The sequence below is a fragment of the Nocardia testacea NBRC 100365 genome (assembly GCF_000308775.1).
Lineage (GTDB): Bacteria > Actinomycetota > Actinomycetes > Mycobacteriales > Mycobacteriaceae > Nocardia > Nocardia testacea.
Window position 1 is genome coordinate 87322 of record NZ_BAGJ01000011.1, and the last position, 24258, is coordinate 111579.

Sequence of the window (24258 nt, forward strand, 5' to 3'; positions counted from 1 at the left end):
CGCAAATAAACACAGCGCCCCCGACGAGCAGGCGCACCGAAAATTATCGGAGGACTTTGCGGCTGATCGCGTATTTGTGGACCTCGGTGGGGCCGTCGTAGAGGCGGAAGGGGCGCATATCGCGGAAGATCATCTCGACCACCGTCTCGTCGCTTACGCCGATGCCGCCCAGGATCTGGACGCAGCGGTCGGCGACCTTGAACAGTTCCTCGGAGACGAACGATTTGGCCATCGAACTCTCGTGGCGGGCCTTCTCTCCCTGATCCATGAGCCAGCAGGTGTGCCAGATGGTCAGCCGGCACTGGTGCAACGCGATCTCGTTGTCGGCGATCATGAAGGAGACGCCCTGGTGTTCGCCGAGGGTTTTTCCGAAGGCGGTGCGGGTCTTGGCGTGGTCGATGGCAATGCTCTGGGCGCGTTCGGCGGCGCCGAGCCAGCGCATGCAGTGGGTGAGGCGGGCGGGGGCCAGGCGGAGCTGGGCGTAGCGCAGGGCCTGCCCGGCTTCGCCGAGCAGCGCCGACTTCGGCAGGGTGAGGTTGTCGAAGCGGACCACGCAGTGCCCGGCCACGTAGTTGCGGTCCATGGTGTTCATGGTGCGTTCGATGACGATGCCGGGCTGGTCGCCGTCGGTGAGGAAGAGGGTGGGGCCGGCGGGGAGGTGCGGGTTGTCGCCGAGCAACGCCATGATGATCCAGGTCTTGGCGCCGTTGGCGCCCGTGATCAGCCATTTGCGGCCTTCGATGACGAAGTTCTCGCCGTCGAAGGTGGCGGTGGTGGCGAGCTGGCCGGGATCGGAGCCGGCGCCGTCGGGTTCGGTCATGGCGAACACCGAGCGCTGGTGCCCGTCGACGACCGGCCGCAGGTAGCGCTCGGTCTGCTCCGGGTTCGCGATCTTGGATAACAGGAACATATTGCCCTCGTCGGGGGCGGCGCAGTTCATGGCGACCGGACCCAGGGTCGACCAGCCGGCGGCTTCGTAGAGCACGGCCTGCTCCACATGGGTGAGGCCGCGGCCGCCGAGGGCGGTGGGTGCCTGGATGGTCAGCAGCTTCTCGGCACGGGCGAGTTCCACGAGTTCCTGGCGGAGTTCGTCGGTGGGGCCGTGGGAGGTGAGCCGTGGGTCGCGCTCGTAGGGCACGATCTTGTCTGCGACGAATGCGCGGACCCGGTCACGTTCGGCGGCGAGCTCGGCGGGAATCGTGAAGTCGATCATGTGGTCACCTTCGTCCGGGGGCGTTGAGCACGAGCATACGAAACTTCGCTGCCCAGACTGAAGGCACCTGCCCGCAGGTGTTCAGCGCACTCGGGCGACCTGTCGTTGCCGCGCTCCGATCACCCGGCAGACCAGGTAGATCACGAACGAGATCGTGGTGACGAAGGTGGAGACCGGCGCGCCCGGCGCCAGCGACAGCAGGATGCCGCCCACCGCGGCGATCTCGGCGAAGATCACCGCCAGCACGGTGGCCCGCACCGGGTCGGCGGTCAGCTGCGCCGCCGCGGCCGCCGGGGTGATCAGCAGGGCGAGCACCAAGAGGGCGCCGACGATCTGGACTCCGAAGGCCGCGGTGATCCCGAGCATCACCGCGAAAAGAATGGACAGCGCCCGCACCGGTACACCCCGGGCCACCGCGACCTCCGGGTCGGTGCTGGCGAAAAGCAGCGGGCGGTACACCACGGCCAGTACGGCGAGCACCGCGGCGGTGCAGGTGGCCAGCAGCGTCAGCCCACCGAAACCGACACTCACGACCTGTCCGGTCAGCAGCGAGAATTTCGACCCCGCGCGTTCGGGACCGAGCCACAGGAACAGCACCGACAGGCCGAGCCCGAACGACAGCACCACCGCGATCACCGAATCGCGTTCCCTGGCCCGGGTGCCGAGCACCCCGAAGAGTACGGCGGCCACCACCGAACCGGCGATCGCCCCGAGCCCGACCCCCGCGCCGACCAGCAGCGCGGCGGCCGCACCGGTCAGCGAGAGTTCGCTGGTGCCGTGGACCGCGAACGACATCTGCCGGCTGATGATCAGCGGGCCGATGACCCCGGCGAGCAGGCCGAGCAGTGCCGCCGCGATAACGGCCTGCTGTACGAAGTCGTAGCCGAGCAGATGTGCGGTTGTCTGGATGTCGAAGACCTCACCCAGCACCTCGGAGAGTTTGTCCATCTATCCGTTCGCCTGTCCCGATCGCTGGGTGAGTTCGGCCAGGGGGTCACCGGCGTGCGGGGTTCCCGGCTCGCCGTGGCAGTGTGCACCGGCCGTGCCGAGGGCGTCCATGGTGTCGCCGGTGCCGACCACGACGAGCCGGCCCCGGACCCGCAGCACGTCGACCTCGGTCTGGTACAGCTCCGAGAGGACCGCGGAGGTCATGACCTCGTCCGGGGTGCCGATCCGGAATTTCCCGCCGACCAGGTAGAGAACGCGGTCCACCAGCGGCAGGATCGGGTTGATCTCGTGGGTGACGAACAGTACCGAGGTGCCGTGCCGGCGCCGCCGGGCATCGATCAGCCCGGAGACCAGCTGCTGACTGGCCAGGTCGAGACTCAGCAGTGGTTCGTCGCAGAGCAGAACCGCGGGGTCGCCGACCAGCGCCTGCGCCACCCGCAACCGCTGCTGTTCGCCGCCGGACATGCTCTCCAGCGGGGCCTTGGCGAACCTCTCCGCCCCGACATCGGCGATCGCGGCGGCGACCTTGCGGCGGCGCTCGGCGCGCGCCCGCAGGCCCAGGCCCCAGCGGTGTCCGTCCACGCCGAGGCCGACGAGATCCACACCGCGCAATTGCACGCCCGCGTCGATGGTGCGCTGCTGCGGGATGTAACCGATATCCGGGTGGCCGGCGCGCGGCGCGGCGCCGGCGATCCGGGCACTGCCCGAGCTCAGGGCGAGCTGGCCCAGCAGTACCCGGAGCAGAGATGTCTTTCCGGAGCCGTTGGGCCCGAGGACCGCGATGAACTCGCCCCGGGCGACGCTGAGGTCCAGCTCCCGCCACAGGACGCGGTCGCCGAATGTCAGGGTGGCCGATTCGAGCCGTACGGCGGGTTCCGGCGTGGGCCGAGTGGAGTCGTCGAAGCGCTCGGCCGCGACGCTGCCGTCACCGGCCGTCGTGGCACGGTGCGCTGTCGAGGCGATATCGCTGCTCATATCGATCCATCCGTTCCTCGGGTGCCGTCAGCCGATGGCGTCGGCCAGCGCCTGGGCGTTCTGCGTCTGCCACGTTACGAAATCCGTTCCGGACGGCAGGGTTTCGGTCACCTCTACCACCGGAATACCGGCGGCGCCGGCGGCAGCGCGCAGCTCCCGGCCCACCTTGTCCTCGGTCTGCACGTTGTAGACCAGGACCGCGACCTGCTTGCCGGTGATCAGATCGCGGGTAGCGGCGACCGCGGCGGGCGACGGATCGGTCTCCTGCTCGATCGCCTCCTGGTAGTCCCGGGGCGTCCGGTCGACGGTACCGGCATCCTGCAGCAGGTAGTACGCCAGCGGCTCGGTCTGCAAGACCGGAGTGCCGGGGTGGGCGGCGGCGATCGCGTCGGTGCTCGCGCCGACCTGTGCGAGCCGGTCGGCGAACTGCGCCGCCCGGTCGGTGTAGTCCTGGGCGTGCGCGGGATCGATCTCGGCGAGCTGTTCGCCGATCTGTCCGGCGACCAGCGCGACGGTTTGCATGTCGTACCAGACGTGCTCGTTCGAATCGTTTCGGATCGCCTCGTCCCGGGCCGCGACCGCCTCGACGGTGCGCTTATCGCGACCCTCGATCGCCTTCGTGACGAACTCGTCGTAGTGGCCCCCGTTGTACACGACCAGATCGGCATCGCTGAGCTGCGCGGATTCCGATGCCGAGGTTTCGTGCGAATGCGGATCGGCGGAGGGGTCGGAAATGATGGCGGCGACCTCGGCATCGGGTCCGGCGATGGTGCTCGCGATATCGGCCCAGACATTGGTCGAGGCGACCACCGAGGGTTTGCCGGAATCGGAGCCGGCCCCGCCGCAGGCGGTGAGCGCCGCGGCCGCCGCCACCCCCACGGCGATGATCAGAGCGCGACGAGCATAGTGAGGTGACACGGCAATACCTACCAGGGTTAATGGAAATCGTTTCCGTTTTACTTTAGCAGCCCTGGTGGGAGGGTCTGAACCGACCGCCCAGTTCTAACACCCCCCGGGCCGTCGACGCATTCCACGCGGCTGCACACACCCCAGGCGGACCATTCACCGACGCCAGACATGCGGGACACCCTTCGCGAAGGTGCTGTGTTTTTGGCGCCGCCTGCGGCGGCGCGGGGTTGAGGCCCCCTTGGTCTCGCCGTTTCGGCCTCGAGACTTGCGCTTCGCGCGGGCGCTTTCGAGGCCGAAACGGCGAGACGGGCCTCAACCCTTCGAGGTGTCTCGTAGAACTCGACACATGGGGTTGCGTCGGGGTCGGTGTCCAGGTCTCCTCTTCAGGAGAGGGACTGCATGGTCATGCGCCGGCGAGCAACTCCCACCCGCCTCCCCGGGTCGCGTATGTTCGACCCACTCCGATCACCCCGCACCTACGAAAACGGCGGGCCGCAGAGTGCGCCCCGCCGTCCTCGCTCATAGAGCGATCGACTCTACTTCCCGAGCAACTGCGCACACCGCAGCAGACCCAGGTGGCTGTAGGCCTGAGGATGATTACCCAGGGACCGTTCGGCGACCGGGTCGTATTCCTCGCTGAGCAGCCCGGTGGGTCCGGCCACATCCACCAGCTGCGCGAACAGCGCCTCGGCATCGGAGCGCTTGCCGATCAGCAGGTAGGCCTCGACCAGCCAGGCGGCGCACAGGTGGAATCCGCCTTCGCCGCCGGGCAGGCCGTCGTCGTGGTGGTAGCGGTACACCGTGGATCCGCTGCGCAGTTCCGCTTCGGTGGCCACCACCGTCGCGGCGAACCGCGGGTCGCTGGGATCGATGAGGCCGCTGAGCCCGATGTGCAGGGTCGCCGCGTCGAGGTCGGTGCCGTCGTAGGCGGCGGTGTAGGACTGGACCTCGTCGTTCCAGCCCTTGGCCTTGACCTCCGCGGCGATGGTTTCGCGCAGTGGTGCCCAGTCGCTGTCGACCGGCCGGTCGAACTTCTCCGCGAGGGTCAGCGCCCGGTCGACCGTGAGCCAGCCCATCACCTTCGAATAGACGTGGTGGCGGGGGTTGCCGCGGATCTCCCAGATGCCGTGGTCGGGTTCGGTCCAGCGGCGCTGTACCGCCGAGACCATGGCGTGCACGAGCTCCCAGTCGGCATCGGGGAGCACCTTGCGCGGATCGGTGGTGCCCTGCTTCTCCCGGGCGTGGGCCAGGCTGGTGATGAGATCCACGATCGGGCCGAAGACGTCCAGCTGGACCTGCATATTGGCCGCGTTGCCGACCCGCACCGGCCGCGATCCGGCGTAGCCGGGCAGCTGGTCGATCACGGCCTCCGGCGGCAGGGTTTCGCCGTAGATGGTGTACAGCGGATGCAGGCGTTCGGGGCCGGGCAGGGTTTCCAGCACCCGGTGCACCCATTCCAGATACTGTTCCGCCTCACCCAGCGACCCCAGCGAGACCAGGGCGCTGGCGGTCAGGGCGGCGTCGCGCAGCCAGCAGTAGCGGTAGTCCCAGTTGCGGACGCCGCCGATGTCCTCGGGCAGCGAGGTGGTGGCCGCGGCCAGGATCGATCCGGAGGGCGCGTGCACCAGCCCGCGCAGAGTGAGCGCGGACCGTTTCATCAGATCGGGTTTGAGGGCGGGCAGATCCAGCGTCGCCGCCCACTCTTTCCAGTACAGTTCGGCGATCCGCCGCCGCTCGGCCTCACCGGTGGCGGCGGGGGTCAGATCGTGTGTGCCACAGCGCAGTTCCAGGACGATGGGGCCGTCGGTGGGGTCCACGACCGCCGTGGCCGAATCGTGGGCGCCGTCGCTGTGGATCTGCCACTGCACGCCGGGGGCGCGCAGGACGACCGGGTCGTTGGTACCCCAGACCCGCAGGCCGTCGGTTTCCACCTGGATGGACACCGGGACCTGGCCGAATTCCGGGCGCGGGGCGAAGGTGATCTCGGCGGGAGCCGTACCGGTGATCACCCGGGTGAGATCGGTGCGGTCGGGGTCCACGTCGTGCGGAAGATAGTCGGTGACCTGCAGTTTCGCCCATCGTGTCTCGACCGTCATGGTGCCGTCGACGTACCGCTGGGACAGCGGCAGGCCCGGCCGCTGCGGGGTGATGGAGAAGTGCCCGGCGTCCATACCGCCCAGCAGGTGGGCGAACACGGCGGCCGAATCCGGTTCCGGGTGGCAGAACCAGGTGACGGTGGCATCGGGGGTGACCAGTGCGACCGAGCGCGGGCTGGCCATCATGGTCAGCCGTTCGATCCGGGGCGCGCTGGCACCGGCCAGCCAGGTGCGGCGTTCCTCCAGCAGGAAGGCCAGTGCGTGCGAGACGGCCTCGGTGCTGTCGACCCGGTATTTGGCCAGCGATTCGCCCTCGCCGACCTTGATGCCGATATCGGGACCGGTCAGTGCGCGAAACGCTTTCTCATCGGTGACGTCGTCGCCGAAGAACACCGCGGCCGACGCGCTCTCCTGGTGGCGGACCGTGCTGAGGGCCGAACCCTTGTCGGTCGGCACCACGGCGAGTTCGATTACGGCCTTACCCTCGGTGACCTGCACACCGACCCAGCAGGCCGGACCCTGGCGGGCCTGGCCGAGGGCCCGGCGGCCGATCTCGGGGGTGGCGTTGCGCACGTGCAGGGCGACGCTGGCGGGTTTGACCTCCACCGTGACACCCGGATGGTCCGCGGCGATCTTGTTGAGGGCGGTCACCACCTCCCGCAGCAACTGCCTGGCGTCGCTGTCGATGGCGTGCACGAAGCCCACATCGAATTCCGAGCCGTGGCTGCCGATCAGCTGCACTTCGACCGGTAGCCGGGAGAGTGCGGCGAGGTCACGCAGCGCTCTGCCGGATATGACCGCGGCCGTGGTGCCGGACAGACCGGCCAGCGCGCGTAATGCCCGCACGGATTCCCCGTGCGGGTACGCCTTGGCCGGATCGGAGACGATGGGAGCGAGTGTCCCGTCGTAGTCCGATGCGACGAGCAGCCGAGGTACGCGCGCGACCGTCGACAGCGCTCGGCGGAGTTCCAGTGGCAGATCCTGTGCGCTCACACATCCAACCTATTGATCGGAGTTTTCGTTAAGAGGGGGCGCGCATGACAATACTGTGTCATGTCCGCTGATCCGATTCGGCGGGAAGTGTGGGCGGGTGCCCCCGGCTCGACGTGCGGGTGAACGCGCGCCCGGTGTCGTTCCGACGCGAAATCCGCAGGGCGAGCTCACCGCCGCCGGTGGGGGATTGCGAGGTTTTTCCGGCTCGCGCGACCCCGCAGCGAACGCTCGGATACCGCCGCGCCCCATCGCTGTCGGTGAGGCACCGGCGGCGGCCACCGGGCGTGGCGGCGCGGGTTTCAGGAGCGCTGACCGAGCAGGAGATCGACGGTCAGTTCGAGCCGTTCGGAGACGTCGGTCGCGGAGGCGCGGCGGGTGAGCCAGGCGACCAGATTCGACAGCCACACATCGCTGATGACACGGGCGATGGCGAGCTGGCGGTCGGTGGGTTCGCCGTCGTTCATGGCCCGGGCGAAAACCCGGTCCATCACCTTGCCGACCCGGTCCACCTCGGCGGCGGCCGAGGCGTCGGCGAACATGAACGCACGGGTCATGGCCTCGGTGAGCAGCGGGTCGCGTTGCATCATCCGGGTGATCTGGGAGAGCAGGGCGTGCATCCGCTCCTCCGGCGACTGACCCGCCAGCGGTTTGCGTTTGCCCTCGAATTGCTCGAACTCCCGGGCCAGTGCCGAAACCAGCAGGTGCACCTTGGACGGGAAGTACCGGTACAGCGTGCCGACCGCGACATCGGCGCGTTCGGCGACCGCGCGCATCTGCACCGCGTCGTAGCCGCCCTTGGAGGCGAGCGCGAGGGTGGCGTCCAGGATCCGCTTGCGGCGTTCGCGTTGTGCCGCCGAGCTCAGTTCGTCCTCCCGCAGCGTGGTGACGGGGGCGGCTGTCGCCGCACCCGGATCGCCGGGCTGGGAACGGGAGGGGCTGGCCATGGAGTGGACTTCCTTTCCGTGACGTATCGCGGACGTGAGCGCGTGCGGCGATGCGGTGGGAGCGTCTCTTGACTTCCGCCCGCCGTGGATATTAGAACATGTTCTAGGTGTGGGAGTCACGCCGGAAAGGCGGTATGGACTGTGACCATCGCCACCACTGACGAGCATAAAGCCGTTCAACAGTCGATGAGCGGGTGGGCAGCAGCGGCGCAACCGATTGCAACAATGCGGGCCGACGCGACCGGCTTCTGGCGTACATATTGGCCAACGCTGACCGATCTCGGAATCTTCCGGGTGGCGGTGACCGAGGAGGCGGGCGGCGCGGGCGGATCGGTCTCCGATCTGGCCGTATTCATCGAACAGGCAGCACACGATATGGTCGGCGGCCCGCTGCTGACCACGGCGGTCGCCGGTCTGGTGACCGCCGGACGGCTGCCCGAGGAGCAACCCTGCGGAATCGCACTGGACACGGTCGCCGGGGATGGGACCGCGACCGACGGCGGTGCGGCGGTAGTCCTCGACGACGCCGGATCGCTCAGCGGTACCTGGGAATCGGTACTCGGTGCCGCGCCCGGCACCGCGGTGCTGCTGCCGGTGGACACCGCGGAGGGCCGGCGCTGGTGCCTGCTCGACCCGGAGACGCCCGGACTGCAGCTCGAAGCCCTGGAACCGCTCGACCTGACCACCCCGCTGGCCCGGGTCCGCTGCGTCGAGGTCCGGGTCGACCCGGAAGCGGTGTTCACCCCCGAATACGCGGTGGAAGACCTGCTGGTCGCACTGCTCGTGGCCGAGCTCGCCGGTGTGACCGGCTGGTGCCTGAGCACCGCCGTGGAATACGCGAAGGTCCGCGAGCAGTTCGGGCGGCAGATCGGGTCGTTCCAGGCGGTCAAACATATCTGCGCGTGGATGCTGTGCCGCACCGAACTCATCCGGTCCGTGGCCGCCGACGCGGCCGCCGCGGTGGATTCCGGCGGCGCCGAACTGCCCATCGCGGCCGCGATCGCCGCCGCCATCAGCCTGGACGCCGCGGTGGACACCGCCAAGGACTGTATCCAGGTGCTCGGCGGGATCGGCTTCACCTGGGAACACGACGCGCACCTGTATCTGCGCCGGGCGACCGCACTGCGTCAGTTGCTGGGCGGCGCCGCGTACTGGCGAACCCGCGTCACCGAGCTCACCCGGGCCGGTAAACGCCGCACCACCGGCGCCGACCGGGTCTTCGCCGACGCGGCGCTGGCCGGTGGGGAGACCGATACCGAGGTGGCCACCGACGAACTCGCCGCCGAGGTCGCGCGTATCGCCGCGCTCCCGGCCGCCGAGCAGCGTGGTGCGCTGGCCGACGCGGGCCTGATCATGCCGCACTGGCCGCAGCCCTACGGTCGCGGCGCCGACCCGATGACCGGGTTGGTGATCTCCGAGGAACTGCGCCGGGCCGGGCTGACCGTCCCGGACCTCACCATCGGCGGCTGGGCGATCCCGACCCTGCTGCAGCACGGCACCCCCGAGCAGATCGAACGGTTCGCCTGGCCGACCCTGCACGGTGAGGTGGTGTGGTGCCAGCTGTTCAGCGAACCGGGGGCCGGCTCGGATCTGGCGGCGCTGCGCACCACCGCCGAACGGACCGAGGGCGGCTGGGTGCTGAACGGCCAGAAGGTGTGGACGTCGCTGGCCAAGGAGGCGAACTGGGCCATCTGCCTGGCGCGCACCGACGCGAGTGCGCCCAAGCACAAGGGGATCAGCTACTTCCTGGTCGACATGCGTAGCGCCGGGATCGATATCCGGCCGCTGGTGCAGATCACCGGCGAGGCCCGGTTCAGTGAGGTGTTCCTCGACGGGGTCTTCGTGCCTGACGACTGCGTGGTCGGCGCGCTGGGCAACGGCTGGAAGATCGCCCGCTCCACGCTGTCGGCCGAACGGGTCGCCATGAGCGGCAACGGGATCGGGCCGGCGCTCGAGGAGCTGATCGCGAAACTGCCGGCGACCGGCCGCGGGACGGAGCTGCTGAACGACCGGCTGGGCGGTTTCGTCGCCGATGCCATCGCCGGGCTGCTGCTGGAACAGCGCGCGGCGGTCCGGATCCTGGCCGGCGCCGACCCCGGCGCGCAGAGCAGTGTGCGCAAACTCGTGGGTGTGCGGCACCGGCAGGCGGTGGCCGAGTTCGCCGTCGAGGTGGCCGGTCCGGCCGGCGCGCGGACCACCGAGGACACCTCGGAATTCCTGCTCACCCGTTGTCTGTCGATCGCGGGGGGAACCGAGCAGATCCTGTTGACCGTGGCTGCCGAGCGGATTCTGGGACTACCCCGCGACGCGGCCGGCTAGTTCGTGCGACGACTGGAGAGCAGAACGTGGACTTCACCCGAGACGAGGCTCAAGAGGCGGTGGCCGAGGTCGTCGTCGGACTACTGGAGCGGGAGTCGGCGCGCGACGCCGGACTCTGGCCCAAGATAGCGGCCACCGGCCTGCTGTCGGTAGCGCTACCGGAACGGTTCGGCGGTGACGATATGGGCATCGACGCCGTATCGGTGCTGCTGACCGAGCTGGCCACCGACGCCGTGGCCGCCCCGGCGCTGCCCACTCTGGGTTTCGGCGTGCTGCCGCTGCTGGCGGCGGTGCCCGAGGCGGTGGCCGCGGAGGTGTTTCCGGCGGTCGCCGAGGGCGCGGTGCTCACCGCTGCCGTCAGCGAACCCGGTGCGCCGCTGACCACCGAGCCCACCACCAAGGCCGAAGTGACCGGCGACAAAGTGCGGATCACCGGATACAAAGTGGCGGTGCCGTGCGCCGATCAGGCGCGCTGGCTGCTGGTGACCACGGATTCCGGGGTCGCCGTGGTCGATTCGGACGCCGCGGGGTTGTCGCTGGTCCCCTCGGCCGTATCCGGCGAACTCGCCGAGTTCTCGGTGAAACTGGACGGCGTCGAGGTGCCCGCCGACCGGCTGCTGCCGGACGCGGGCCCGCGGCTGCACCGGTTCGTGCTCGCCGCCATCGGCGCGGTGGCCGACGGTCTGCTCTCGGGTGCGGTGAAATTGACCGCCGCTCACGTGGGCACGCGGCAGCAGTTCAACCGGCCACTCGCCGAATTCCAGGCGGTGGCCCAGCAGATCGCCGACCTCTATGTGGTGTCCCGGACGCTGCACGTGGCCGCGGTCTCGGCCAATTGGGCTCTCGGGCAGGATGATTCGAGTCCGGAGCGGCAGCGGCGGATCGACGACGATCTGAACGTGCTCGCCTACACTGTGGCCGCGGAACTTCCGCGTGCCATGCAGAAATGTCACCACCTGCACGGCGGTATCGGAGTGGATGTCACCCACTCCATGCATCGCTACTACTCACAGTCCAAGGACCTCGCCCGCTGGCTGGGCGGCGCCGCACTGCGGCTCGAACGATTGGGGGCAGGGTGTTCATCGATCTGACCAGCGAACAGCGCAAACTTCGCGACGACCTGCGCGCCTACTTCGCCCGCCTCGTCACGCCGGAAGAGGCCGCCGCGATGGCGGTCAACCGGCATGGTGACGCCTACCGCGAGGTGGTGCGCCGGATGGGCCGCGACGGCTGGCTGGGTGTCGGCTGGCCCAAGGAATACGGCGGCCAGGGTTTCGGCCCGGTCGAACAGCAGATCTTCTACAACGAGGCGTCCCGGGCCGACGTCCCGTTGCCGCTGGTCACCCTGCTGACCGTGGGTCCGACGCTGCAACAGTTCGGTACCCAGGAGCAGAAAGAGAAGTTCCTGCCCGGAATACTGGCCGGGGATATCCATTTCGCCATCGGATACTCCGAGCCCGAAGCGGGCACCGATCTGGCCGCGCTGCGGACCAGCGCGACCAAGGACGAGTCGGGCGACTGGATCGTCAACGGCCAGAAGATCTTCACCACCGGCGCGCACGAGGCCGACTACATCTGGCTGGCCTGCCGCACCGGCCCGGTGGCCGACCGGCACCGCGCGATCACCATCCTGATCGCGGATACGAAGGACCCGGGCTATTCCTGGACGCCGATCATCACCGCCGACGGCGCCCATCACACCAACGCCACCTATTTCGACAGCGTCAGGGTCCCGGCGAACATGCTGGTCGGCGAGGAGAACAAGGGCTGGCGCCTGATCACCACCCAGCTCAATCACGAACGGGTGAGCCTGGGTCCGTCGGGCAAGATCGAACAGCTCTACGACCGGGTCGAGGGCTGGGCACGGCCGCGCGGCGTGCTCGACCATCCCGACGCGCGCGCCTCGCTCGGCCGCATCCATGCCATGACCCGGCTCAACGAACTGCTGAACTGGCAGGTGGCGGCCACGGCCGACGATCCGGATATCGATCCGTCGCAGGTCATCGCGGACGCTTCGGCGACCAAGATCTTCTCCACCGAATCGCTGCAGGAGGCGGGCCGGCTGGCCGAGGAGATCATCGGCCGCTTCGGCGACCCGGCCGACCCCGCGACCGCCGAACTGATGACCTGGCTCGACCGGCGGACGAAGCAGAACCTGGTGGTGACCTTCGGCGGCGGTGTCAACGAGGTGATGCGCGAACTCGTCGCCTCGGCGGGCCTGAAACTGCCGCGCGTGCCGCGCTGACGTCGCGGTCGGCCGTCCAGGACCGGGAGCCCGTCGAGCCTTGCAGTGCCGGGACCTGTCCCGGACCGGTCGCGACGTAGTTCCACGACGAACCATCGGGCGGCGCCGCTCGGTCGGGGCCCGCCCGGCCGGGGAGCGACGGCGCGAAGTGGCACAGCGACGAGTAGCGGAGTGAAGACCCCGGGTCGACAGGGCCTCGACCCCGCCCCGGGGGCGGGGCGAACAGACAAGGAGCAGTGCGTGCCGGACACAAGTACTCCGGAAGCGATCATCGCCGCCGCGGAGCAGATCCGGGCGGCCGGGGCCAGCGCGCCCCGGCCCGGCCGCGACCCGGTGAACCAGCCGATGATCAACAACTGGGTGGAGGCGCTGGGCGACCGCAACCCCGTCTATGTCGACGAGGCCGCCGCGAAGGCCGCCGGTTTCGACGGAATCGTGGCGCCGCCCGCCATGGCGCAGGTGTGGACCATGCTGGGGCTGGGTGGCCGCCGTCCGTCCGACGATCCGATGGAGGCCACCAACGCGCTGCTCGACTCCGCCGGGTACACCTCGGTGGTCGGCACCAACTGCGAGCAGATCTACCACCGGTATCTGCGGCCCGGCGAAGAGGTGAGCATCACCAGCGCGCTGGACAGCATCAAGGGCCCGAAACGCACCGGACTGGGCGAGGGTTTCTTCCTGACCTACCGCACCAGCTGGTACGTCGGCGACGAACTCGTCACCGAGATGCTGTTCCGCATCCTGAAGTTCGCGCCGGGCACCGGGGCCGCCCCGAAACCGGCGCCCGCCGAGCGGGTGCGGCCCCTGGTCTCCCACGACACCGAATTCTTCTGGGAGGGGACGAAAGCCGGCGAGCTGCGGATCCAGAAGCTGCCCGACGGAAGCCTGCGCCATCCCCCGATCCCGGCCATCTGGCAGGACAAGACCGAACCGGTCGACTACGTGGTGTCCGCCGGGAAGGGCACGGTGTTCAGCTACGTCGTGCACCACGCGCCGAAGGTGCCGGGCCGTGACCTGCCGTTCGTGGTCGCGCTGGTGGAACTCGACGAGGGGGTGCGGATGCTGGGCGAACTGCGCGGTATCGAACCCGAGAAGGTCGAGGTCGGGCTGGCGGTCGTGGCCGATTTCGAGAAGCTCGACGACGATACGGTGCTGCCGTTCTGGAAGGTGAACCCATGACCGCCACATTCGATCCCGCCGTGGTCCGGGTCGGGACCGAACTGCCCGAACTGTCGATCCACGCCGATCCGACGTTCGTGATCAGCACCGCCCTGGCCACCCGCGATTTCCAGGACGTGCACCACGATCGGGACAAGGCGATCGAACGCGGTTCGAAGGATATCTTCGTCAACATCCTCACCGACACGGGACTGGTGCAGCGGTTCGTGACCGACTGGTCGGGGCCGAGCACCGTGGTGAAGTCCATCGCGCTACGCCTCGGGGTGCCGCTGTACGCCTACGACACCCTGACCCTCACCGGCAAGGTCGTCGAACTCGACGGCGAGGACGTCCGGCTGGAGGTCGTCGGCAAGGACAGCCTGGGCGATCACATCGTCGCGACGGTGGTCGCGACCGTACCGGGTGCCGGAGGCGGAGCGTGAGCGCATCCACGACCCCGAGTCCTGCCCAGCCCGCGGAATGAGGAACGTATGAGTACTTCGCAACATCCCCTGTCCGGCCGGGCCGCCATCGCCGGGATCGGCGCCACCGATTTCTCCAAGGAATCCGGTCGCAGCGAACTGCGGCTGGCCGCCGAGGCGGTGACCGCGGCGCTGGCCGACGCGGGGCTCACCCCGGCCGACGTCGACGGCCTGACCACCTTCACGATGGATACCAACCTGCAGGTCGCGGTCGCGCGGGCGGTCGGTATCCCGCAGCTGAAGTTCTTCAGCCATATCGGATACGGCGGCGGTGCGGCGTGCGCGACCGTGCAGCAGGCGGCGATGGCCGTGGCGACCGGGGTCGCCGATGTGGTCGTGGCCTACCGGGCATTCAACGAGCGGTCGGTGTCGCGGTTCGGGCAGTTCTCCACCTCGCTGGCGGCCGCGCCCACGTCCTCGGGTATCGACGCCGGCTGGTCCTATCCGCACGGCCTGGGTACGCCCGCCGCGCAGGTGGCGATGGTGGCCCGGCGGTACATGCACGTCTACGGCGCGACGTCCGCCGATTTCGGCCGGGTCGCGGTGGCCGACCGCAGGCACGCCGCGGTGAACCCGAACGCGTTCTTCTACAACAAGCCGATAACCCTGGAAGATCACCAGAATTCGCGCTGGATCGCCGAACCGCTGCATCTGCTGGACTGCTGTCAGGAGTCCGACGGCGGCGTGGCGATCGTGGTGACCAGTGTGGAGCGGGCGCGGGACCTGCCGAACCCGGCGGCCGTGATCACCGCCGCGGCGCAGGGCAGCGGCGCGGATCAGTACGTGATGACGAGCTACTACCGCGACGCCCTGACCGGGCTGCCGGAAATGGGTCTGGTCGGCGACCAGTTGTGGGAGCAGAGCGGGTTGCGGCCCGCCGATATGCAGGCCGCAATTCTGTACGACCACTTCACCCCGTTCGTACTCATGCAGCTGGAGGAACTCGGTTTCTGCCCGCGCGGTGAGGCGAAGGATTTCATTGCCGACGGAGCCATCGAAATCGGCGGGAAACTCCCGATCAATACCCATGGCGGGCAGTTGGGAGAGGCGTATATCCACGGCATGAACGGCATCGCCGAGGGGGTGCGGCAGTTGCGTGGAACGTCGGTCAATCAGGTCGAGGAGATGGAGAACATACTCGTCACCGCAGGTACCGGCGTCCCGACTTCGGGCCTGGTGCTCAGCGCGGATAGGTAGCGCAGGCGAGCCCACCTCGATATCCCGGCGGCCGGGATGCGTTGCCGGGTAGGGCTTCTGCCCGCCTCCGGCGGCTGTTGCGGCAGGTGCTCGCGACTGGCAAGGTTCGACGATGCCGACGAGTGATCGGGTGTCCCAACTTGTCCTGGGGGCCAAGCAGGCTATAGAAGATGCGTTGCTTGCGTTCGGTCGAATGGCGAGTGGACGTGTGCGGAATACGGCTGGGACAGTGGAGGCGGGGGCCGAAGTATTCGATGCCCGGGGTCGGCAGGCAGCGGACATGGCCGCGTTCGAAAGGATGCTGCGCGATGCCGGGCGTGCCGAGAATTCGGTCGGCCGGCACGATGGCCTTCGTCTGGACAAAAACAGCGGTGCGTTGTGGAATCCGATGCGTCCGGAACCACCGTACGAACTGGTGGAACGCTATCGGGAATTGTGGGACAAGGCGATCAAGACGCCGGATAGAGATAGACCGAAGGTGCTGGCAGAAATGCAAGAGGAGCTCCGGGGCTACCCGGTCGATTTTCATGTATTCGACAGTCTCCACCGTAACCTCGGCGAACTGGCCGAACAGCTCGGCGCTCGGCCCCAGGAATTACGTACCGTCATGGAGCACCGGCTGCGCGAACTGTTCGCAGGCAAAGATATCGCTATCCGTATTACTCCCGATGGCCTTGCCGGAGTGCTGGAAAGAGGCCGCTTCGTGACGGCCGTAGATATTTCACACCCGGACAGTAATGTAGTTCGGTCGCGAATCGCTCTGCACAAGGATTGCTTCGGGTACGACCGCGAATACCCGCCTGAGTTGCGTCCGGTTTCCGGGTATGTGCGAATACTGGGCGAACAGGCATCCGGGGTGGGCGGCAAGGATGCGCTCTCGCGTTACGGCGATATCCAGGTGGTTTTGAAGTCCGACGTGGTCGGACGCACGACCGCCTGCGTCGGCGATGCTGTGACGGACAGGATGCGCACTCGCCCATCGCCACTGCTCGATCCCAGTGCGTGGTCGTTCGGAATTGTCCCGCACGGTCGTGCGGACACGGAGTTCGGGTATATTCGGTCACTCGGCGCCCTGACCGGAATCGATCGGAAGTACGATTCGCCCGAATTCCTCGGCTCACAATATGTGGAGGCGCAGGTGCACGGTGGGGTCAAGGTTTCCGATATAGATCATGTAATATTCCCGAGTGAGCCTTCGAGTGAACTGATAGAGAAACTCGCCTCGGCATATGAAGGTGGAATACCGTGGAAGGTCCTACCTTTGCAGTCCACGTAAAGGGATGTATCGCATGCATCGTCTGCAACACGCGGTGCCGGTCGATCACAGCCGGAGGTCATCTGATGCGGGTCGGCCGGCTCGGCATCGGTTGCCTCGTCGACCGGCGGCGGTAGTCGCCGCGTGATGTTCAGGCGCCGACGCGGTGCGGTGTCGGTGCGAACTCGGGCCGAGCGGGTGGAACGGACATACCGAGGTCGCGGGCTCGTGACACGGTTGTGAGTCATCACGATGAAGAACAAGATGTAACTGTCGATCCCGCAATGGGCACCAGGTTTGCCGGCAAGGGGCTGATAAACGTGAAAAACTCGTCATTTCATATTGCCGATTCGCTCCCGGACCCGCCGTCCGGCATGTAAGCATGTGGCTGTTCTTGGCAGTGAGCAGGTAGGTATCGGGTTGGCCGGGTCGCGGGCGCTGATCGCGCGCATTGTGGCGGTGTTCGCGCTGTTGTTCTGCGCTGTCATCGCGCTGCGCGGACATATCCCCGGTATGCCGGACAGCGGCGGTTCGGTGGGTAGACCGCCCTCGGCTCTCACCGTGGCCCTGATGCCGGTGCTGCTCACCGTCTCGATCGTGGTGCTGCTGGCCGGGGTGATCGCCTCCCAGCATCGGCTTCCGCTGGCCCTGCCCGACCTCGACTCCGAAACCGAGTCGCACTGGCGGCTGGGCCGCCTCGGCTTGGCCGTGCTGTTCCTGCTGGCGCTCGTTGGTGTCCTCGCGGCGATCGTGTTCGCCGTCTACTTCATCGGGCTCCAGCGCGTCGCCGAACCGGTTCCGGCCGTGCCGCCCGGTTCCCCCGCCCCGCAGCCCACCGCGGTGCCGCCCGGAACCGAGGAGGACCAGCCGGTCCTGACCGGAACGGGGTTGCTCCTGGCCACAGCGGCCGCGAGCACGCTGGTGGCGGTGGCCGTGACCGGTCTGGTCGTCGTCACCGTGAACACCCAGCGGCGCGAGCGTGCCGAGGATCCCGGCGACGACCTGCCGGCCGCCGGGGATCCGCTCATCACCGATACCGAAACCCTGGTCAAAGCCGCCGAAATGGGGTTGGCCGCCATGAACGCGGCCGGTCAGGATCCGCGCGCCGCCATCATCGCCTGCTACCTGGCGATGGAACGCGGCCTGGTCTACGCGCGCGGTCTGGCCCCGCTGGCCTCCGACACCCCGATGGAAGTGCTGGCGCGCGCGTTCGAGCACGGGGCCCTGCACGAGGCCTCCGCCCGGGAACTGGTCGCGCTGTTCGAAGAGGCCCGGTTCAGCCCGCATTCCATGCTGTCCTGGCAGCGGATGCGGGCCGAACAGTTGCTGCGGGTGGCGCTCTCCGACCTGCAGAGCACGCCGGACCCGGCGGTATCGGCCGCCCCGGATCCCGGCGGCTATCCACCCGCGCTACCGCCGCACACCGGTGTGCCGAGCGGGGTGGGGCCCAGATGAGCAGACCCTGGGTCGTCGTCGCCGCGATCGTCGCCGTCGCGGGACTCGAGGTGGCCGCCGTCCTGCGGGCCCGGGAATTCGTACTGATCGCGGCCGGAGTGCCGGTCGCGATCGCACTGTGCTGCTTCGTCTGGGTGCTGCTGCGCCCGGAGAAGAGAGAAAAAGAACTCGCCGACGAGATGGAGAACGGGCCCGCCGAAATGCTGCGCCACTGGCATGCCCGTGCCGAGATGCTCGTCGACCGCGCCGACGGCAGCCGCGCCGACTGGGATCGGCATCTGCGGCCGCTGCTGGCCAAGGAGTTCCAACTGTCCGCCGGTCTGCGGGTCAGCAAGAACCGGCGGGCGCTGGAAAGTGCCGGGATCCATCTGTTCGGCGCCGAACTGTGGCGCTGGGTGGACCCGGCCGATTCGGCGCTGCGTGACCAGAACACGCCCGCGCCGGGCCGCGCGGCTCTGGACGAGATCCTGAGCCGCCTTCAGAGAATGTGAACGGGTCGACCCATTGCGAGAAAACACATGACGATGCCCTTGGACGCGACCGTCCAACGCACCGAAGCCGTGCTCCGGGAGGTTTCCCGGGTGGTGGTCGGCAAACGCGAAGAGCTACAGCTCATCATGATCGCGATCCTGTCCGGCGGGCATGTACTCATCGAGGACCTGCCCGGACTGGGCAAGACATTGATCGCGCGGTCGTTCGCGGCCGCCCTCGGCCTGGACTTCACCCGGGTGCAGTTCACGCCGGACCTGCTGCCCGCGGATCTGCTCGGCTCCACGATCTACGACATGTCCACCGGGCGGTTCACGTTCCGCCGGGGGCCGGTGTTCACCCATATGTTGCTCGCCGACGAGGTGAACCGCACCCCGCCGAAAACCCAGGCGGCGTTGCTGGAGGCGATGGCCGAGGGACAGGTCAGCATCGACGGCGAGACCTTCCCGCTGCCCCAGCCGTTCATCGTGCTCGCCACCGACAATCCCATCGAATACGAGGGCACCTACCCGCTGCCCGAAGCGCAGCTGGATCGGTTCGCCATCCAGTTGCGCCTGGGCTACCTGTCCGAACAGGACGAGACCCAGATGATCCGCCGCCGGCTCGAACGCGGTGCGGCCGAGCCCCGGGTGAACCAGGTGATCGACGCGAAGGGCCTGCTGGAAATGCGGCACGCGGTGGAGTTCGTCTCGGTGCATCCGGACGTGGTGGGCTATGTGGTGGCGCTGGCCAGCGCTACCCGGGCCCATGCGCAGGTCGAGGTCGGCGCGAGTCCGCGCTCGGAACTGGATCTGGTGCAGATGGCCCGTGCCCGGGCCCTGCTCAATGGCCGTGACTTCGTGGTCCCCGAAGATGTGAAAGCTCTGGCGATCCCGGCCATGGCGCACCGGATCACCCTGCGGCCGGAGATGTGGGTGCGGCGCATCCGCGGCGAGGATGTGATCAGCGAGCTGCTGCGCCGCCTGCCGGTTCCCCGCGCCGCCACGCCATGAGACATCGCGACGCCGGTGCCACGGTGGAGGCCCGCCTCCGCTGGCGTCCCGCCCCGCTGACCTACCTGCTGGCCATCGCCTCGGCCGTCGCGCTGCTGGTCGCGGTGGTCGCGGGCAGCTGGCAGCTGGTGGTGTTCGCCTCGCCCATGCTCGGTGTGCTGGCCAGTGCGCCCTGGCAGGTGTCGCGCACCCGGATCCAGGTGGACGGCGGCGGTACCCAGCGGTGCTTCGAGAACGAGGAGGTCACCGTTACCATCGCCGCCTTCGTCGATCAGGGGCACGCGCTGCTGCGCTGTAAGCCGGTCGTGGTGGAGGGGATGACGGTGACCGTGGAGGAATCCGCGGATTCCGGGGTGGCCCCGGCCGGGCTGCGATTGACCGTATCGGCGGCGCGCTGGGGCAGGTATCCGATAAAAGTGCGGGTGAAGGCATTGAGCCCGGCCGGGATGGCACTGGCCACCGCGACCCTGCCCGCCGGGGAGATCTACGTCTACCCGATCACCGATCCGCAGCGGATGCGATTGCCCCGCACCGAACTTCCCGAACGGCTCGGCGTACACCTCACCCGCCGGCACGGTCCGGGCGTGGAATACGCCGATATCCGCGCCTACGCCCCCGGCGATCAGCTGCGCATCGTGAACTGGCCGGTGAGCGCCCGCCGCGGCCGCCTGTACGTGACCGAACGCCTGACCAACCGTTCCGCCGACGTCGTCGTCCTGGTGGACACCTCACAGCAGGCGCCCGGACCCGCCAGCGACGCACTGGAACTGTCGGTACGCGGCGCGGCGCAGGTGGTGCAGTCCACGCTGCAGGCCGGCGACCGCACCGCTGTCGTCTGCCTGGGTCAGTCGCCGCGCTGGCTGCGTCCCGATATCGGCCGGCGGCAGTTCTATCGCATCGTCGACACCGTGCTCGATGTCGGCGACGAGTACATCCCCACCACCGGCACCCTGGCGCCCTACGCCGCGGTCCCGCTCGGCGCGGTCATCGTCGCCTTCACCACCCTGCTGGACACCCAGTTCGCTCTCGCACTGATCGACCTGCGCAAACGCGGACACGTGGTGGTGGCGGTGGATGTGTTGCGCGGCAGCCCGTTCGCCGGCGACCTGGACCCCACCATGGAGAAGATGTGGCAGCTCGAACGGATGTCGATGTACCGCGATATGAGCACGATCGGGGTCGACGTCGTCCCGTGGGCCGCTGACACCCGCCTCGACCAGACCATGCGCCTGCTGCCGCAGCACCGCCGGATGGTCCGGGTGCGCCGATGATCAAATTCCTGGCCCATCTGTCCGGCACGCTGCTGGTTCTGCTGGTCGCCCTGATCCAGCCGTGGGCGGCTCCGGCCGCGATCGTGCTGGTGGTGGTCGGCTGGTGGTGGCGGTGGGCGGCGATCGGCGCGGTGCTGTTGGTGATCGGGGTGCTCGCGTTCTCCGACACCGGCCTGGTCGCGGCGGCCGCGGCCGGTCTGGTGGCGACCACCTATCTGCTCAATATCGCAACGGTCACCGCGCCGCGCGGCGTCGTCCCGACCACCCTGCCCTCGGTGGTGGGCGCGGTTTTGTGGACGGCGGCGGCGGGCGGGGCGGCCCTGCTGCCGGTCGAACTGGAATGGGCGCCGGTGGTCGCTCCCGTGCTGGTGATCCTGCTGTCGTCGATCCTCACCTACAGCATCACCACCGCCCGCCGACGGCCGCCGGCTGCGGCGCAGCCCGGGGCTGTCGCGAAAGATACGCCGACAGCCGCCGCGGATTCGTGAAGTGATCTCGACCCCCGCCCCTTTCAAGGTATAGCCGACCCGGGGGCTTGCGGCAAGGCCCGGGTGGTGCCGCATACTCGCTGGCCGAGCCCACAAGCGTGGGACAGGAAGGGTTTGCGAGGTGCGAGTGCAGTCGTCGGCGAATGGACACGAGGGCGGAGCCGCGGAGCGGCGGCCGGAGGTGGAGGCCGAGGTCGTCATCGTGGGCGCGGGCCCGACCGGCCTGCTGCTTGCCGCCGAACTGAGTCTGGCGGGGGTGCGCCCGCTGCTCCTGGAGAAGTACCCGCAGCCCAGGACCACGCAGAAGGCCCAGGGCCTGGGCGGGCAGATCCTGCAACTGCTGCACTACCGGGGATTGCTCGAGCGGGTCGAAGCGGCTGTGACCGCGCCCGAGCCGCCGCCCCGCTACCCATTCGGCGGTGTGCACGTCGATCTCACCGGCATGGTGGACCCGCCTTTGCGCGGGCTGCCGCTGCCGCAGACACGGCTGGAGGAATTGCTCACCGAGCGGGTGGGTGAACTCGGCGTGGATATCCGCCGCGGCCACGAGGTGGTCGCGGTGCGTCAGGACGACACCTCGGTGACGGCGGAGGTGTCCGGGCCCGACGGTCCGTACCGGATCACCGCGCGCTACCTGGTCGGCTGCGACGGCGGACGCAGCCGGGTCCGGGAGATGGCCGGTATCGCGTTCACCGGTACCACCTATCCCGAGGTGAACCGGGTGTGCCAGGTGACCGTGCCGGATTCGGTGACCCGCCTCGACAACGGCGACCTCGAAGTCCCGGGCATCGGCCGGATCACCACCGGTTTCACCCGCACCGCACACGGTGTCTTCGGATACGGGTCGCCGACCCCGGAAATGCTGATGTTCTCGACCACCGAGGACGAGTCCACCGATATCGCCGACGACGAGCCCATGACCCTGACCGAATTCCGGGACAGCGTGCGTCGGGTACTCGGCACGGAGATCCCGTTGGGCGAACCGCTGCGCTTGGCGCGCTTCACCTTCAAGGACCGCCACGCCGAAACCTATCGGGCCGGCCGGATCCTGGTGGCGGGCGACGCCGCCCACCTGCTGCCCGCGACCGGGTCGGGCCTCAACACCGGCCTGCTCGACGCGGTGAACCTCGGCTGGAAACTCGCCGCCGACATCCACGGCTGGGCCCCACCCCGACTGATCGACAGCTACCACACCGAACGTCATTACGCGGGGGCTCGTGCCCTGCGGCAGACCCGCGCCCAGGTGGCGTTGCGGCGCGGACTCGACCCGGCCGCGGACGCGCTGCGGGAAGTGGTCCAGGAATTGCTCGGCGACGAGCAGGCGGCCCGCCGGGTAGCCGGTTTCATCGCGGGTGCCGATGTGCGTTACGACCTGCCCAACCCGAACAACCAGCCGCTGACCGGAACGTTCGCCCCGGACCTGGCCTTGTCCAGTGATACCGGGGAGACCACCGTCGCCGACCTCCTGCACTCCGCACGACCGGTCCTGCTGGATCTCGCCGACCGCGCCGAGATACGCGAGGTCGTCCGGGAGTGGCAGGACCGCGTCGATATCCGCACAGTCACCACCGACGAGCGTCCGGCCGACGCGCTACTGATCCGCCCGGACGCCCACATCGCCTGGGCCGCGGCTGTCGGCGAACCGGCCGATATCGCGGCGGACGGGCTTCGTGCGGCGCTGACCGGCTGGTTCGGTGCGCCGAGTCGGTCGCCGGCCCTCGCCCCGGAGCCAGGAGTTCGACACAGGTAGGGGCCCGCACCCGCCTCGTAAGGTCGGCGGGTGCGGAGCACGATCCACCACTACGAATGGCCGATACGACCCTGCCGCGGGCAGTGTTCCGATGTCATCGCCCGGCTACGGCGGATCGACCTCGACGTAGTCCGATTCCTCGACCGGCCCGGTGTGTACGTCTCGGCGCAATGGACTACGCATCACTGCGGCGGTAGTGGCCCACGCGTGCAGGGTCTCTCGCAGTGGGCCGGGATCTCCGGAAATCACCGTGAGCACCACGGCGGCCCGAATTTCGGCAAGCGCTTCGGCTCGATCGTCGGGCTCGAATTCCGCCGGCCAGCCCGGCCCGCCCCACCGGGTCGGTGCGACGGTTCGGGCGAGCGCCACCGCGAGAGAACCTGCTGCTCAAAGGATCGGCGGATGCGGGCCCCGGTCGATCACCGAGACCCCCACCCATGGGCATGTCCCGGCATGCGGGCCGATCCGCCCCTGCACCAAGCGGACGATCTCCCGGCAGCCGCTGCCCGGGCAACCGACCGAGCGGATCATCCCGTTCGGCCGGTAGTCCACGCGCAGGACGATCCGCAACTGCCTGGTTGTGATGGTGGGCCCGCATTCGCAACCGGGCGCGGAATCCCCCACTCGCACGCCGATCCACGGGCAGAGACCCGAGACGTTGCGCTCGTGATCACCGATATGCCCGCCCACGACCGGTGCCCCTCTGAGGCAGAAGAGAGATTCCGGGCAACGCACCCAGCGGTCTGGCCGCGTGCTGCGTTTCCAGTCCAGCAGGCCGGCCGTGATCCACGGGACCGCGTGGTCGGCGCACTGCGGCCACACCGGGCCGCCTTCAGCGGACACGGCCGTGGGTCGCTCGATACCGGGCAATTATCCGATCGATATCGCGCTGCGGATGGAACTCGTCCGAGTACTCGGGTGCGCGCAGGCCGGCCGCGACCCGTTCCAGTAGCGCTCGGTCGGTGCCGTGATCAGCGTGCCAGAGCGACCGAGCGATCGCGATGGCCTGATTGCTGATCGGCCCTCTCATCGGTAGGGCCGAACCCGATTCGTTCGGACGCTCTTTCATGGTCGCTCGC

At 68.6% G+C, this 24258-nt stretch carries 22 protein-coding genes; 13 read left to right on the plus strand and 9 right to left on the minus strand.

The window, feature by feature from the left end:
• Positions 1-43: 43 nt before the first annotated feature.
• From ON38_RS01880 to kstR, 6 genes are all read right to left on the minus strand, one after another.
• A complete protein-coding gene (locus ON38_RS01880) occupies positions 44-1213 on the minus strand; it encodes an acyl-CoA dehydrogenase family protein (protein WP_039821797.1) in 1170 nt (389 codons plus the stop codon).
• An 81-nt stretch (positions 1214-1294) separates the two neighbouring features.
• Positions 1295-2161 carry a metal ABC transporter permease gene (locus ON38_RS01885; RefSeq protein ID WP_039821799.1) on the minus strand — a complete coding sequence of 289 codons (867 nt, stop codon included), beginning with the start codon at positions 2159-2161 and terminating at the stop codon, positions 1295-1297.
• Positions 2162-3136, minus strand: a complete 975-nt coding sequence (locus ON38_RS01890) for a metal ABC transporter ATP-binding protein (protein WP_083872107.1) — start codon at positions 3134-3136, stop codon at positions 2162-2164. It abuts the gene before it with no gap.
• Between the two features lie 27 nt (positions 3137-3163).
• Positions 3164-4060 (minus strand): metal ABC transporter solute-binding protein, Zn/Mn family, encoded by an 897-nt coding sequence (locus ON38_RS01895; protein WP_373281186.1) that lies wholly within the window; start codon positions 4058-4060, stop codon positions 3164-3166.
• Between the two features lie 521 nt (positions 4061-4581).
• Complete coding sequence (gene otsB / locus ON38_RS01900) at positions 4582-7134, minus strand: trehalose-phosphatase (protein WP_039821802.1); 2553 nt, start codon at positions 7132-7134, stop codon at positions 4582-4584.
• Positions 7135-7433: 299 nt separating this feature from the next.
• Complete coding sequence (gene kstR / locus ON38_RS01905; protein ID WP_030524112.1) at positions 7434-8078, minus strand: cholesterol catabolism transcriptional regulator KstR; 645 nt, start codon at positions 8076-8078, stop codon at positions 7434-7436.
• A 141-nt stretch (positions 8079-8219) separates the two neighbouring features.
• Between kstR and ON38_RS01910 the strand changes: the two genes are divergently transcribed.
• From ON38_RS01910 to ON38_RS01970, 13 genes are all read left to right on the plus strand, one after another.
• On the plus strand, positions 8220-10397 hold the full coding sequence (locus tag ON38_RS01910; RefSeq protein WP_039821804.1) for an acyl-CoA dehydrogenase family protein: 2178 nt from the start codon (positions 8220-8222) through the stop codon (positions 10395-10397).
• Positions 10398-10423: 26 nt separating this feature from the next.
• Complete coding sequence (locus ON38_RS01915; protein WP_039821806.1) at positions 10424-11488, plus strand: acyl-CoA dehydrogenase family protein; 1065 nt, start codon at positions 10424-10426, stop codon at positions 11486-11488.
• A complete protein-coding gene (locus ON38_RS01920) occupies positions 11473-12642 on the plus strand; it encodes an acyl-CoA dehydrogenase family protein (RefSeq protein WP_039821808.1) in 1170 nt (389 codons plus the stop codon). Before ON38_RS01915 ends, ON38_RS01920 begins: the two co-directional genes overlap by 16 nt.
• A 240-nt stretch (positions 12643-12882) precedes the next feature.
• On the plus strand, positions 12883-13821 hold the full coding sequence (locus ON38_RS01925) for a bifunctional MaoC family dehydratase N-terminal/OB-fold nucleic acid binding domain-containing protein (RefSeq protein WP_051164266.1): 939 nt from the start codon (positions 12883-12885) through the stop codon (positions 13819-13821).
• A complete protein-coding gene (locus tag ON38_RS01930; RefSeq protein WP_039821810.1) occupies positions 13818-14243 on the plus strand; it encodes a MaoC family dehydratase in 426 nt (141 codons plus the stop codon). Before ON38_RS01925 ends, ON38_RS01930 begins: the two co-directional genes overlap by 4 nt.
• A gap of 48 nt (positions 14244-14291) precedes the next feature.
• Complete coding sequence (locus ON38_RS01935) at positions 14292-15479, plus strand: lipid-transfer protein (RefSeq protein ID WP_039821811.1); 1188 nt, start codon at positions 14292-14294, stop codon at positions 15477-15479.
• 112 nt (positions 15480-15591) lie between these two features.
• On the plus strand, positions 15592-16755 hold the full coding sequence (locus ON38_RS01940) for a hypothetical protein (RefSeq protein WP_157181637.1): 1164 nt from the start codon (positions 15592-15594) through the stop codon (positions 16753-16755).
• 363 nt (positions 16756-17118) lie between these two features.
• Positions 17119-18189 carry a DUF4129 domain-containing protein gene (locus ON38_RS01945; RefSeq protein ID WP_218000726.1) on the plus strand — a complete coding sequence of 357 codons (1071 nt, stop codon included), beginning with the start codon at positions 17119-17121 and terminating at the stop codon, positions 18187-18189.
• Positions 18186-18680, plus strand: a complete 495-nt coding sequence (locus tag ON38_RS01950) for a hypothetical protein (protein WP_039821814.1) — start codon at positions 18186-18188, stop codon at positions 18678-18680. Before ON38_RS01945 ends, ON38_RS01950 begins: the two co-directional genes overlap by 4 nt.
• A 27-nt stretch (positions 18681-18707) precedes the next feature.
• Positions 18708-19670 (plus strand): AAA family ATPase, encoded by a 963-nt coding sequence (locus ON38_RS01955; protein ID WP_039821815.1) that lies wholly within the window; start codon positions 18708-18710, stop codon positions 19668-19670.
• Complete coding sequence (locus ON38_RS01960) at positions 19667-20941, plus strand: DUF58 domain-containing protein (RefSeq protein ID WP_039821817.1); 1275 nt, start codon at positions 19667-19669, stop codon at positions 20939-20941. Before ON38_RS01955 ends, ON38_RS01960 begins: the two co-directional genes overlap by 4 nt.
• Positions 20938-21429: a hypothetical protein gene (locus ON38_RS01965; protein WP_051164267.1), complete on the plus strand. Its 492-nt coding sequence runs from the start codon at positions 20938-20940 to the stop codon at positions 21427-21429. The genes ON38_RS01960 and ON38_RS01965 overlap by 4 nt, the downstream gene beginning before the upstream one ends.
• 121 nt (positions 21430-21550) lie before the next feature.
• Positions 21551-23179, plus strand: a complete 1629-nt coding sequence (locus ON38_RS01970) for an FAD-dependent monooxygenase (protein WP_245563855.1) — start codon at positions 21551-21553, stop codon at positions 23177-23179.
• A 105-nt stretch (positions 23180-23284) separates the two neighbouring features.
• Here the strand turns inward: ON38_RS01970 and ON38_RS01975 are convergent, their stop codons facing one another.
• The 3 genes from ON38_RS01975 to ON38_RS01985 all read right to left on the minus strand — a co-directional run bounded on the left by ON38_RS01975 (position 23285) and on the right by ON38_RS01985 (position 24248).
• Complete coding sequence (locus tag ON38_RS01975) at positions 23285-23548, minus strand: hypothetical protein (protein ID WP_039821820.1); 264 nt, start codon at positions 23546-23548, stop codon at positions 23285-23287.
• An 18-nt stretch (positions 23549-23566) separates the two neighbouring features.
• Positions 23567-23869 (minus strand): hypothetical protein, encoded by a 303-nt coding sequence (locus ON38_RS01980; RefSeq protein ID WP_157181638.1) that lies wholly within the window; start codon positions 23867-23869, stop codon positions 23567-23569.
• Between the two features lie 142 nt (positions 23870-24011).
• Entirely contained in the window at positions 24012-24248 is a 237-nt protein-coding gene (locus ON38_RS01985) for a hypothetical protein (protein WP_039821823.1), read from the minus strand.
• Positions 24249-24258 lie beyond the last annotated feature (10 nt).

What these genes read in the sequence shown, in the direction of transcription:
- ON38_RS01880 (WP_039821797.1), bottom strand. Translation starts at nt 1,213, where the DNA reads ATGATCGACTTCACGATTCCCGCCGAGCTCGCCGCCGAACGTGACCGG.
- ON38_RS01885 (WP_039821799.1), bottom strand. Translation starts at nt 2,161, where the DNA reads ATGGACAAACTCTCCGAGGTGCTGGGTGAGGTCTTCGACATCCAGACA.
- ON38_RS01890 (WP_083872107.1), bottom strand. Translation starts at nt 3,136, where the DNA reads ATGAGCAGCGATATCGCCTCGACAGCGCACCGTGCCACGACGGCCGGT.
- kstR (WP_030524112.1), bottom strand. Translation starts at nt 8,078, where the DNA reads ATGGCCAGCCCCTCCCGTTCCCAGCCCGGCGATCCGGGTGCGGCGACA.
- ON38_RS01930 (WP_039821810.1), top strand. Translation starts at nt 13,818, where the DNA reads ATGACCGCCACATTCGATCCCGCCGTGGTCCGGGTCGGGACCGAACTG.
- ON38_RS01935 (WP_039821811.1), top strand. Translation starts at nt 14,292, where the DNA reads ATGAGTACTTCGCAACATCCCCTGTCCGGCCGGGCCGCCATCGCCGGG.
- ON38_RS01940 (WP_157181637.1), top strand. Translation starts at nt 15,592, where the DNA reads ATGCCGACGAGTGATCGGGTGTCCCAACTTGTCCTGGGGGCCAAGCAG.
- ON38_RS01950 (WP_039821814.1), top strand. Translation starts at nt 18,186, where the DNA reads ATGAGCAGACCCTGGGTCGTCGTCGCCGCGATCGTCGCCGTCGCGGGA.
- ON38_RS01955 (WP_039821815.1), top strand. Translation starts at nt 18,708, where the DNA reads ATGACGATGCCCTTGGACGCGACCGTCCAACGCACCGAAGCCGTGCTC.
- ON38_RS01960 (WP_039821817.1), top strand. Translation starts at nt 19,667, where the DNA reads ATGAGACATCGCGACGCCGGTGCCACGGTGGAGGCCCGCCTCCGCTGG.
- ON38_RS01965 (WP_051164267.1), top strand. Translation starts at nt 20,938, where the DNA reads ATGATCAAATTCCTGGCCCATCTGTCCGGCACGCTGCTGGTTCTGCTG.
- ON38_RS01985 (WP_039821823.1), bottom strand. Translation starts at nt 24,248, where the DNA reads ATGAAAGAGCGTCCGAACGAATCGGGTTCGGCCCTACCGATGAGAGGG.